This window comes from Paenibacillus sp. B1-35 (genome assembly GCF_050474385.1).
GTDB classification, from domain to species: domain Bacteria; phylum Bacillota; class Bacilli; order Paenibacillales; family Paenibacillaceae; genus Paenibacillus_B; species Paenibacillus_B alvei.
In genome coordinates this window covers 922,277-935,709 of sequence record NZ_JBCHVJ010000002.1, presented here as the reverse complement: position 1 = coordinate 935,709, position 13,433 = coordinate 922,277, and the positions used below count along the sequence as shown (strand labels likewise).

At 50.5% G+C, this 13,433-nt stretch carries 3 protein-coding genes; all 3 read right to left on the bottom strand.

The genetic code is table 11. The annotated features are described in order from the left end of the window. Positions 1–35 precede the first annotated feature (35 nt). Positions 36–1,889 carry an ABC transporter ATP-binding protein gene (locus ACQ5BJ_RS11750; RefSeq protein ID WP_430109523.1) on the bottom strand — a complete coding sequence of 618 codons (1,854 nt, stop codon included), beginning with the start codon at positions 1,887–1,889 and terminating at the stop codon, positions 36–38. Further along, on the bottom strand, positions 1,886–3,700 hold the full coding sequence (locus tag ACQ5BJ_RS11745) for an ABC transporter ATP-binding protein (RefSeq protein ID WP_430109525.1): 1,815 nt from the start codon (positions 3,698–3,700) through the stop codon (positions 1,886–1,888). Before ACQ5BJ_RS11745 ends, ACQ5BJ_RS11750 begins: the two co-directional genes overlap by 4 nt. 201 nt (positions 3,701–3,901) lie before the next feature. Next, positions 3,902–13,399 carry an amino acid adenylation domain-containing protein gene (locus ACQ5BJ_RS11740; protein WP_430109528.1) on the bottom strand — a complete coding sequence of 3,166 codons (9,498 nt, stop codon included), beginning with the start codon at positions 13,397–13,399 and terminating at the stop codon, positions 3,902–3,904. Between the last annotated feature and the right edge of the window lie 34 nt (positions 13,400–13,433).

Below are 13,433 nucleotides of genomic sequence, written 5' to 3'. Positions count from 1 at the left end.
ACAGGTTATATTGCCGACCTCCCGCAGGATAGGCATTAAGCCTGTCCTTGGAGACTCGCGTAATAAGCGCCATGCTGAAGCAAGCTTCGATGCGTTCCTCGCTCCGCAACGACTCCCTCTTTCATGACAAAAATAATATCCGCGTTCTCTACAGTAGACAAGCGGTGGGCGACCATGATGGTCGTGCGGCCCTGCATGAGCTGCTGAAGTGCCTTTTGAACCCAATGCTCCGATTCGGTATCGAGCGCCGACGTCGCTTCGTCCAGCAGCAGGATAGGCGCATTTTTCAGCAAGGCCCGTGCAATCGCAATGCGCTGACGCTGTCCGCCTGATAAGGATGCTCCCCGCTCCCCTACTGTTGTTTGATATTGATCAGGGAGCTCTTGAATAAAATGATGGGCATACGCTGCTTGCGCTGCAGCTACAACTTCCTCGTGAGACGCCTGTGGGTTACCATAACGAATATTGTCTTCGATCGTCCCACTGAACAAAAATGCTTCTTGTGGCACATAGGCAATTAAGCGGCGAACTTCCTCCAGCGTATACTGCCCGAATGATTTGCCTTGAATGAGAACTTCCCCACTGTCAATCGGATAAAAACCGATCAGCAGCTTAATCAGTGTACTTTTCCCGCTCCCGCTAGCACCAACGATGGCTGCCGCTTGTCCCGGGTACACCTGCAAGGACACCTTGCATATGGCCGGTTCCCCGGAAGCATATGAGAATTCGACATCCCTTAGGTCAACCACAGGCTCTGTAATGCCAATTTCACCAATCTCCTCATTCATGTCTGTTATACTAGTCAAGCCTCGTTCAGCAGTTGCAGCTCCATCGGTAGTACTGTTGTGAGCTTCTGCCAAATCAGTCTTGCCGATGCCTGTCTCGGCTGCGCAATTGATCCGTTCCGGCTCCTCCTCTTCTTTCAGCAGCTCTTGAACCCGTTTGGCTCCTGCCAATGAATTTTGGATGAGCGACATGGTAGAACCGACGTTCATGAAGGAGTGAGTCAAATGAATTTGCAGCACAGCCAATGCAGCTACCGCTCCCATCGTAATGTATCCGTAGGAATACAGCAGGCTCCCTATAACAATGATTCCGCAAAACGTAATATAACTGACGAAGTGATTGATCGCCGCGAGCATTCCCTTTTTATGAGCAATCCGGGTTGAAAGATCCGTTACTTCCTCATTGAGACCTTCATACTGCTCATAAATCGGACGAATGCGAAACAGCTTCACCTGTTGGATTCCTCCAAGGAAATCGGAAAACTTTTCTGTCAACTTAGCAGTAATGCTTAAATGACGATCATACAAATTCCGAACCGTATTTACGAATCGCGAACTGATATAGAAGGATAAGAGCAGCACAAGCAAGGAAACGCAGGCAAACTGCCAATGCACGACGAACATCATGATAATTGAGCCCAGACTGATCATGATCTCGAGAAGCATGGCGAACAGAATGCCGCAATATGTGACTTCCAAGGTCGATACATCATTATTCATTCTGGACAGCAGCTCACCGTTGTGGGTTCGTTCCAGCAAAGACACTCGCAGCTTGCACAGCTTCCGGTACAACTGCTCGCGAATATTCGCTAGCGTGAGCTCTACACTGCGATGGAACAAGTAAGTGAACGGCGGAGATATCAAGTTCAATAACAGAATGGAGCCGCCTAAAATGTACAATCCTTGATACATAAGGGAAATGTCTTTTGACTCCGCATAATTCACTAAACTTTGCACCACTAAGCTGAAGGATAGAATAAACAAGGTGTTCACGGCACCGCTCGCAATCATGCCGACATAATAATGCAGCTTGCGCTTTTTATTCATGAAATTCATCATGCCAATTGTTTCTTTCCCGTATGTAATCATGTCAGACAGCTTCACGTGCAGGCCACCTCCTCACGTCCGGAAGGCTCATCAGCAAATTGCCGATGATATAAGCTCGCGTAAGCACCACCCGCAGCCAATAATTCATCATGCGTTCCCGCTTCGGCTATGCTTCCGCCCTCCATTACCCATATTTCATCTGCATGTTGAATGGTGGACAACCGATGCGCAATAACGATTGTCGTTCGGTTTTGCATAAGCGTGTCCAATGCTTGTTGAACTAATAGCTCAGATTCCGTGTCCAAAGCGGATGTCGGTTCGTCGAGCAGCAGTATGGGCGAATTCTTCAAAATCGCACGCGCGATCGTAATTCGCTGCCGTTGGCCTCCCGACAGCAAGCCGCCTCGCTCACCGACCTCTGTCTGGTACCCGTCTGGCAATTCCATAATAAAAGAATGCGCGTAGGCAGCCTTTGCCGCTTCTACAATCTCATCCATTGAAGCATTCAGCCTGCCGTACCCGATATTGTCGGCGATCGTGCCGCTGAATAAGTAGGAATCCTGCGTAACGACAGACAGTTTGGAGCGCAAATCTTCCGGGTTCCAATTGGAAATTGATCGGCCCAAAACATGGATTGCGCCTCCATCAGGCAGCAAAGAGTAAAATCCGCATAAGAGCTTGATTACAGTGCTCTTTCCCCCGCCGCTAGCACCGACAAGCGCCACGGTTTTCCCCTGCTCAACTGTGAAGCTTAAGTTATGAAGCAGTAGCGGAGAATTCGGCGTATAGGCAAAGCTGACCTTTTCAAACACAATCGGACTCATATCCGTGTCGTTGTTGACACAGTCATCACTCACAAAGCCGTTTTGCTCTCCTTGCGGTTCGACAGGCTGGTCGGCCACATCATAAATCCGCTTCAAGGCTCCGCCCATCTCGAACGTATGTGTCACCAGCGTTGGGATGTTCTGCAACGGTTCAAGACAGAGATTGAGCAGGTAAAGAAATGTGATCAGTTCTCCTGTACTGAACAAACCTTGCGAAATCAAGTAGCTGCCATATGAGACCGCAAAGACGACCGGACTCATCATAAGCGTAAACAAGATGGGCGTAATGATGGCTTCCCGTTTGCTGACAGCCAGCTTTTTGATCAGTGTAAGCTGCAGCAGTGATTGATAGGAGCGGAACAATAATCCTTGCAGCAAGTAGCTTTTGACGAGCACCATCCCATTTAGCGTATCCTGCACGATAGCATTCATTTGCCCTGTGCTTGCCTGAGCTTCTTCTGTCAGCTGCTGCAGTTGCTTGCCGATCCATTGGGATACGAATAAGGATACAGGTACAAGCAGTACGCTGAGCAGCACAAGCTCCCACCGGATCCAGAGCAGATAGGCAAAGCAGCCGATAAACAGCAGCGGATGGTAGAACCATTGCGGCAGATCTCGTACCATGAACTGGTTAATCAGTTGCATATCGTTCGTTAAGCGCGACACCATGTCGCCCGAGTGTTGCTTGTCCAGGTAATGGATCGGCAGCTTGCCAATGTGACGCATCATATAATTGCGCACATCTCGCATTGCGCGGGCGCTCCCTTTTTCAATCCCATATACCATCATGAACTTTGCGGGAACTCCCACTGCAATAACGATAAGCACCATATATACCGTGTTGACTACTAACCGCCCATCCCCGTGTTCTGCCTTAGCGGTCAACTGTTGAATCAAGCTGCCCGTCCATATTTCGATCACCGCCGCCGCAATGGCGCATAGCATTCCTGCGATCATCCAGCCCTTGTGGGACTTTGCAAATTGTACTAGCCACCGTACCGACTTCCATAGGGTAAACACCTTTTTTTCTTTTCGCTGAACCACGATACTGTCTCCCCTTTATGTCCCATAGTTGTGGCATGCCGCTCACAAACTGCCATCTTCCCAGCATTTACATAATTCATTTATGAATTGCATTCGCCGTAAAGTTGAGCAGTCTGTGAACACCAAACAGTCTGTACTAACGTCCAACAGAACCAGCCTGTATGCATGCCTTCCTTCATTGGGTGCCAGAAGTCATTTCTCCTAATGGGCAACCAGCGTTTGTTCGACAATATGCCGAATGATCGATTGAATCACGTTAGCATTCATCTCTAGAAACGGCGGCTGGAGCACCTCTTCGTGAATGCCGCGGAGGTTATATTCCACATAGCTGCCGCGGGTTGCCCCCGCCCACGTGGCAAGCTTTTCCCCGTCTGCCCGATTCGCATCGGACGGTTCTGCCATCAGAGCATGGATGTTAGCCCCGATCATGTCGGAATTGACGAGATCGGTTGCGTACGACCAATACGCTCGCATCTTATTTTTAACTTGATCGCGCAGCAGCGGATGATGCACCAGCATTTCCTTAAGCTCCTGCACCCCCTCGATCATCTGATCGATGTCGCTGTCGAATTCATCTACTTCATGCGCCTTCAGCTTCCGCAAGGAATCAAGCATGATCACGTCTGATACCGGATACCCTCTGCGTTCCATTGCCTTCGCAACCTCGAATGTCAAATTACCGCCCAGAGAATAGCCGAGCAGCACGTATGGATGCTGCGATTGTACAGCAATGATTGCATCCACATATCGATCCAGCATGTCTTCTGTACTGTTGGCATCATCAATAAAGTCGATGCCATGCAGGATACAGTGATGATCCAACTGCTTGGCCAATTCCAAATAACTAAGCCCGTAGCCGAGACCTGGAGGGAAGCAGAAGATATGGATTGAGCCGGTTTCGTTCAACTTCATGAAATGGTTGCCCGACTTCACCGCAAGTTCGGATTTCAGCATCTCGTAAGCCATCGCCTCGATTGTCGGTTGCCGGAATACGCTGTGAATCGGAATTTCAATCTGAGTCGCGGTATAGACACGTTCCACCAGTTGCATCAGGCTTAAGGAATGACCGCCGAGCTCAAAGAAATTATCCTTTACGCCAATCTGTCCGAGTCCCAGCACCTCCTGCCAAATTTGAGCGAGCTGCACCTCCAGCGGCGTACGCGGAGCCACGAATTCTGAAGCAGCCTGCACGTGCAATTCAGGTGTTGGAAGCGCCTTGCGGTTAACTTTTCCGTTCGATGACAGCGGGAGCTTGTCGAGCTGTACGAAGTAAGAAGGAATCATATATCCCGGAAGCTGCTGCGCAAGTGCACTTCGCAGTTCTCCGGCTGTAATCGGCCGAACTGCGACATAGTAAGCGCACAGCCGCTTCTGCCCGACTTCTTCCTCCTTGACGATGACTACAGCCTCTTGGATGGCCTCAAGCTCCAATAAGTGAGCCTCGACTTCGCCAAGCTCAATTCGATAACCGCGAATCTTCACCTGATCATCTATTCGTCCTACATATTCAATGCTTCCATCGGGAAGCCATCTAGCCAAATCCCCTGTCCGGTACATGCGATCACCCGGAACGAATGGGTTATTCACAAATTTGGCTGCCGTCAAATCCGGGCGGTTCAAATATCCCACTGCGACGCCATCACCCGCTACGCATAACTCTCCAGCTACACCGATCGGCTGCAAAGCATTGTCTTGGCTCAAAATGTAGACCGCCGTATTGCCAATCGGCCGGCCAATCGGTATGGTGACGGCATCATCTGCCACTTCATTTACATCGTAGCAAGTCGCAAACACAGTGCTCTCCGTCGGACCATATACATTTTTGATCTTGCCTGGCCCTAAATGCTTGAGCGCCTTACGCACGTGGCTAATGGATGCACGCTCCCCGCCGAACAGGATCGCACGCATATGACGCAGGCTATCCGCCTTCATGTCGACGAGCAAATTGAAATAGGAGGTGGTAATGAACATGATCGAGATTTGTTCGCGTTCGATGGCGTCTGCCAATCGTCCTGCATCGAGCACTACTTCGCGTGAAATCAGGACAAGCTTCGCTCCATTCAGGAGCGCGCCAAATATGTCAAAGGTCGAACCGTCAAATGCATAGCTGGATAATTGCAGCACCGTGTCCCGTTGATCGATCTCGATATAATTCGTATCCCGAACAACTCTGACAATGTTGCGGTGGGTCGTTAAATTCCCCTTCGGCATGCCAGTCGTTCCTGATGTATAAATGACATAGGCAAGATCGGATGCTCCATTGTTCTGCTCCAGATTCGTGCCATCGGCATGATAGGAAGTCTCATCATCAACAACGACAACCGTGCACTCTGAAGGTATATGGTTCGATTGCAAGTGCTGATGAACGACCAGAAGAGATGCTTTCGAGTCTTCGATCATATAGCGGATGCGCTCCTCCGGATAGTCCGGATCAATCGGCACGTAAGCACCGCCTGCCTTCAGGATCGCCATAATGGCAATGATCATCTCTGGCGAACGATCCGTCATCACACCAACAAAGCGTCCGGCTTTTATCCCCTTGCCTCGCAGGGTTCTCGCCAAGCGATTCGCGCGCTCATTCAGTTCACGGTATGTAAGCTGTGCTTCCCCAAACTGAATGGCAATCGCATTCGGCCATTTTTCTGCTTGCTCTTCGAACAAGTGCTGAATTGTTTTCTCGCGTGGATAGTTCGTTGTTGTATCATTAAATGCCAGCCGCACCTTTTCTTCTTCCAGTTGGCTCATCATGTTCAAGGATGAAAGCTTCGCGTTCGGCTCAGCGATAATCGCATTGATCAATTGAACGAAGTGCTCTCCCATCCGTTCGACTGTTTCCTGCGTATACAAAGAGGTCGCATAACTTAGACCGCATTGAATTCCCTCTTCGTTTTCCTCAGCATGGAAGGTCAAGTCGAATTTCGCGACAGCATGGCTGTGCGGATACGGACTCATCTGGAGGCTTTCGATATGGATATCGCCCTGCTGAGCGTGCTCCAAGCTGAATATCGTATCAAATACCGGATTTCGGCTCATATCCCGCGACGTTTGTACCTTTTCTACCAGCGATTCGAACGGATATTCCTGATTTTCGAATGCGGCAAGCGTCGTATCCTTCACCTCTGCCAACAGATCCGAAAATGACTTTTCACCGGTCGGATAATTGCGAATAGCAAGCGTATTGACGAACATACCGATAAGTGGCTCCAGATCTGTATGATTGCGTCCGGCAATCGGCGTACCAACAATGATGTCTTCCTGAGACGTGTATTTATGCAGAAGCACCGTATAAGCAGAGAGCAGCACCATATATAAGGTTGCTCCATGATTTGCCGCTACCCGTTGCAACTGCTCGGTTTGCTCGTTGCTCAACGCGAACAAGGCTACGCCGCCTTCGAACTGCTGAACCGCTGGTCTCACGTAATCGGTTGGCATTTCCAGCGTCGGAATTTCCCCAGCCAATTGCTTCATCCAATAGGACTCCTGATGTGCGAGCCTGTCTGCATATTCAGCGGATTGCTGCCATGCCGCATAATCCTTGTATTGAATGCGCAGCGTCGGCAATTGCTCACCCATGTACAGCTGGACAAATTCATTTACCAGATTGCCCATCGTTACGCCATCGGAAATAATATGATGCATATCGAACATCAGGATATGGCGATCATGTCCGGTTTCAATCAATCCGACCCGCAGCAGCGGCGCTTCATTAAGCAGGAAAGGTCGAACGAACTGACTGATCATTACCTCAGCCTCGTCTTCTTCCGCACGGTGATATTCGATTGCGAAGTCCACTTGCTGATGAATGCACTGTACGGGTTCACCGCGAACCGTTACGAAGCTTGTTCGCAGTGATTCATGCCGATCAATCAGCTTACAGAAGGCGGATTCGAACCGTTCTCGATCCAACGCACCTTCAAGCATCAGGATTCCAGGCATATTATAGCTAAGCTCAGCCCCGGCCAATTGGCTTATAATGAACAACCGCTTCTGTGCAAAGGACAATGGATAATATTCTCTCGTCTCAGCGACAGGGATCTCCATATATTGTTCTTTCTTCGTTTCCGTTATGGCCTTAGCCATCTCCTCGATCGTCGGATGACGGAATACCCCCCGCAGCGGGAAGTTGACGTTCAGCTCCTTGTACAGTCTGCTTACGAGCGTTGTCGCTCGCAGCGAATGACCGCCAAGCTCGAAGAAGTTGTCCTTCACGCCTACGCTTGTCAACCCCAATACGTCCTGCCAAATGCAAGCAAGCTTCGTCTCTGTTTCTGTGCGCGGCGCAACGTATTCGGTGCCAGTTTCGATGCCGCCCTCAGGTTTCGGCAGTGCTCGCCGGTCGATCTTCCCGTTCGGTGTCAGCGGCAGCCGCTCTAGCTGTATAAAATAGGACGGGATCATATAACCCGGCAACTCCTGCGACATTGCCGCTCGCAGCTCGCCCGCCGTGAACGGACGCTCCGCCGTGAAATACGCGCACAACTGCTTCTGGCCTGCGTGATCCTCCAGTGCCATTACTGTCGCCTCTTGTACCGCCGGCACATGCAGCAGCTGCGATTCCACCTCACCAAGCTCGATGCGGAAGCCCCGGATTTTCACTTGATGGTCGCTTCGGCCTACATACTCGATGCTGCCGTCCGGCAGCCAGCGTGCCACGTCTCCTGTCTTATACAACCGCTCACCCGGTACGAACGGGTTATCAAGGAACTTCTCCTCTGTCAAATCCGCTCTTCCCCAATATCCGCGACCAACACATGCGCCTGATGCGTACAACTCGCCCTTCACACCTATCGGCTGCAGCTCGAAGCTGTCGTTCACAATGTAGATGCTTGAATTCGCGATCGGCTTGCCGATTGGCGGCAGACCGGCCTCGATGGCATCCGGCGTCATGGTATGGGTCGTCACGACGTGAGTCTCCGAAGGTCCGTAATGGTTGTGCAGGCAAATGCCGAGACGCTTCAGGCAGGCTTGCACCTGCGGCGTGACGACAAGCTGCTCGCCCGCTGTAATGATATGGCGAACACAGCGCGGGAACGCTTCGGCCCACTCCGGCTCAGCGAAGATGAATTTCAGGAACGCCACCGGAATAAAGAGTACGTCAATTTCATTCTTTTCGATTTCTTGGAACAAGCGTACCGGATCCTTGCGCATTTCATTGTCAACCATATACAGACTTCCGCCGAACAGCAGGGCAGAGAACATTTCCTGATAGCATACGTCGAAGCTGCCTGACGCATATTGCAAAATCCGCGAAGGCATCGGAATATTCGTGCCCTTTTGCTGATAATGCAGCAGATTGACCATGTTGCGATGCTCCAACATAACCCCTTTCGGATTGCCGGTCGTTCCCGACGTGTAGATGATATAGAGCAGATCAGACGGTTTATTGCCGTTCGGGACATTTTCACCGCTGCCTGCATACAGCGATTCATCGCGTACATCCAACTGACGAATCTCGTCCGGAATGATGCCCGGAAGCGCCGATTGGGCCAGCACCAGCTTGGCGCCGCTGTCCGCCAACATATAGCGAATACGCGTCTCTGGATATTCCGGATCGATTGGCACGAACGTGCCGGATGCCTTGAGCACTGCTAGTACGGCGACAACCGTCTCCAGCGTACGTTCGACAATGATGCCGACAGGCTGCTCAGCAGTTACGCCATGCTCCCTCAGCTTCCAGGCAAGCTGGTTCGCCTTCCGGTTCAGTTCCGTGTAGGTCAACTGCTTGCTGCCGCAGACAACAGCTATGGAATCCGGTGTCTGCTCCGCCTGTTCCGCGAATAGCTCGTGAATGGTTTTATCGTTCGGAACCACCATTGTTGAATGATTGAATTCATTTTTCAACTGATTCTTCTCTTCGTTTGTTACCATTTTCAGCGACGAAATAGTAGTTTGCGGTTCGCAGCTCATGCTCTCCACAACTTGCAGGAAGTGGCGGCACAGCCTTGCGATTGTTGTCTGGCTATATAAAGCAGTTGCATATTCCATGGTGCAATATAGTCCATCGCCGTCTTCCGTTACGGTCAGGTTCAAGTCGAACTTGGCCATGCCATATTCAGTGCCAAATGGCTTCACATACAGACCGTCGAGATCAAATTCCCGATGCTCTGTATTTTCTAGAGCAAACATGGTATCGAATACCGGATGGCGGCTCAGGTCTCTTGATATTTGCACGTTCTCCACAAGTTCCTCAAACGGATAGTCCTGATGCTCGAACGCTCCCAGCGTCGTTTCCTTGACTTCCTCTAAATACTCCAGCACGGACTTGGTTCCTGCAGGATAATTGCGGATTGCAAGCGTATTGACGAACATGCCGATAAGTGGCTGTACGTCGTCATGCGTACGTCCTGCAATCGGTGTCCCTACAATGATGTCATCCTGTCCCGAATACTTATGGAGCACGATCGTATAGGCTGCCAGCAGCACCATGTATAAGGTGGTTCTCGTTTCTGCAGCTAATTCTCTCAGAGCGCGACTCTTCTCTGAATCGATAGAGAATTCGAACAATGCACCTTCATGACTTTGGACAGCAGGCCGCACATAGTCGGTTGGCAATTCAAGCACCGGCATCTGTCCTCCCATCTGCTGCAACCAATACGCTTCCTGGCGCTTGAGCTGTGCGATTTGCGCTTCGGAACGCTGCCACGCGGAAAAATCCTTGTATTGAATGCGAAGCGGTTCAAGCTCGCTGCCGCTGTAAAGACGAGTAAATTCCTCAATCATTATGCCAATCGATGTACCGTCCGAAATAATATGGTGCATATCGAACAGCAGAATGTGGCGTTCTGGTGTCAATTCTATCAATCCGGCCCTGAACAGCGGCGGCTTCGATAAATCAAAAGCGCGAATGAACTGCCGGACTTTCTCTTCAGCTTCCGCCCCTTCTGCGGCCGTCATCTCTTCCACTGCGAAGTCAACCTTAGCGTAAATTCGCTGAACAGGCTCGCCGTTCACCATGTCAAAGCCTGTACGAAGTGTCTCGTGCCGAGCGATGAGCTTCTCGAATGCATGATGCAATCGCTTGCGGTCGAGCTTGCCTTCCAACAGCAGGGCCCCCGGCATATTATAACTCTGCTCCGCTCCTTCCAGCTGATGCAAAATAAACAAACGCTTCTGCACGGAAGATACTGGATAAACATCCCTCTCCTCGATTGTCGGGATAGGTTCATAGGTGCGTCCTTCCGCATCATCCATAAGAGCTGCCATCGCTTCGAGAGTAGGATAGCGGAACACGTCGCGAAGGGATAGATTGATTTGCTCTTCCTTGTGCAGCTTGCTTACCAGCGTTGTCGCCCGCAGCGAATGTCCGCCAAGCTCAAAGAAATTATCTTTTGCGCCAATCTGAGCTAAGCCGAGCACTTCCTGCCAGACGCGGGCAAGCCGGATTTCCTGTTCCGTTCTTGGCGCCACATATTCCGTCTCCGACTGAATATGCTCCTCCGGCTCAGGCAGTGCACGGCGATCCACCTTGCCGTTCGTTGTCAGAGGCATCTTGTCAAGCTGGATAAAGTAAGCAGGAATCATGTACCCTGGCAGTTCCTTTGCCAGCATTGCCCGCAGCTCGCCAGCAGGAAGCACGCGATCCGCTACGTAATATGCGCATAGCTGCTTCTCCCCGTCTTCACGGCCTCGCACGACAATCATTGTTTTCTGAACCGCTTCCGCTTTAAGTATCTGCGCTTCCACTTCCCCAATTTCAATGCGATGGCCTCTGATTTTGACCTGATCATCGACCCGTCCTACATATTCAATCGTTCCATCAGGCAGCCATCTTGCCAAATCTCCGGTACGATACATGCGCTCTCCCGGTACGAACGGGTTATCGATGAACTTCTGTGCAGTCAGCTCCGGACGGTTCAAATACCCGCGAACCAGTCCTTCTCCTCCAACGCACAGCTCGCCGGCAACGCCAATCGGCTGCAGATCATTCCGTTCATTCACGATATAGATGGCGGTGTTGCTGATCGTACGCCCGATCGGAACACTGACCGCGTGCTCCGGAACCTCGATCACATCGTGCCATGTCGCGTAAATTGTGCTCTCGGACGGACCGTACATATTCTTCAGCCTTCCGGGGCCCGTATGTTCGAGCGCTTTGCGCACGTGTGCGACAGAAGCGCGCTCGCCTCCGAACAAAATTGCGCGAATATTACGCAGGCAGGATGCGTTCACATCCACAAGAACATTAAAATAAGCGGTCGTAATGAGCATGACTGACACTTGCTCGGATTTGATCAGCTCCGCCAGTTTCTGCGTATCAAGCAATGTATGCTGCGGCACAAGAACGAGATGGGCTCCATTGGTCAACGCCCCGAATATATCGAACGCGGAGCCGTCGAAGGAATAACTTGACAATTGCAGCACTCGATCCTGCTCAGTGACCTCAATATAGTTGGTCTGCTTTACGATGCGTACGATATTGCGATGCGTCGTCAGGTTTCCTTTCGGCTTGCCGGTTGTTCCAGAGGTATAGATAACACAGGCAAGATCCGTAGCTCCATTGACCGGAACCAGGTTCGTACCATCGGAATGATAAGATTGTTCCTCATCAAGGTAAAGAACACTCGCACTCGTATTCGGCACACGATTCTGCAATTGCTGCTGCACCAAAATGACGCGCGCTTCCGAATCCTCCAGCATATAACGGATTCGTTCCTCCGGATATTCCGGATCAATAGCGACATATCCTCCCCCTGCTTTTAGGACAGCAAGCATTCCGACGATCATGTCTATTGATCTCACTGCCATAAGCCCGACAAGTTCGTCAGTCTGCACACCTTCTGCTTGCAGTGTTCTCGCAAGGCGATTGGCGCGTTCATTCAACTCTCGGTATGTCAATCTTGTGTCATCATAAGAGACTGCAATGGCATCTGGCTGCTTCTCCGCCTGCTCCTCAATAAGCTGATGTAGTGTCGCCTGTCGAGGAAAATCGGTCCATACATCGTTGAATTCGTGCAGCAAACGATGCTTTTCTTCTTCAGACAACAACTTGGCATTACTGATAGGCTGATCAGGTTGAAACAGTAGAAAATGAAGCAATCGGAAAAAATGTTCAAACAATGCAGTGATATAAGAAGCATCATAGCGGCATTCGTCATATAGCACCTCCAGTTGGAGGCCAGCGTCCTTCACATCGAACCGGAATATAACGTCAGAGCTGATGCTTTGCTCGATGGAAGCGATATGTATAGCTGAATAAGAAACTACTGTATTCATAATCGGAAGTCCGTTCGAATCTTGCTGCAGGTTCAAATTGTGCACCATTTTTCGAAACGGAATATCTCGGTGCTCCAACGCTCCTCCGATCGCTGTCTTGATTGTTCCCAATATGGAACGGAAATTGCTGCCAAGCATGACATTTGCCTTGATAACAAGAACGTCATGAACGGAAGGATCGTCTTCAGATGAATCGATCGTAGGCATGCCTAGAAGTATATTTTCGCGGTTTGTATATTTATGAAGCAAGCAAGATACGCCTGCTAGTGCAATCATATAAAGGGCGATATCCGAGCCATTCGCTAGAGAACGCATTCTGTCCGACAGTTCTGCTGGGAGCAGACGTGCGATGGAAGCTTTGACGGCTTTCCTATCTACGCTCGCTTCTCTTCCCGAGGTGCTGCAATATGGCAAAATGCTCATGCTGTCATCTGAATCAAACATCCCATTCCAATAGGCTTCTTCCTTTTCAAATACCGACTTCATTTGTGAACCTCCCTGCCTTAACGGATGTATGGAA

What these genes read in the sequence shown, in the direction of transcription:
- ACQ5BJ_RS11740 (WP_430109528.1), bottom strand. Translation starts at nt 13,399, where the DNA reads ATGAAGTCGGTATTTGAAAAGGAAGAAGCCTATTGGAATGGGATGTTT.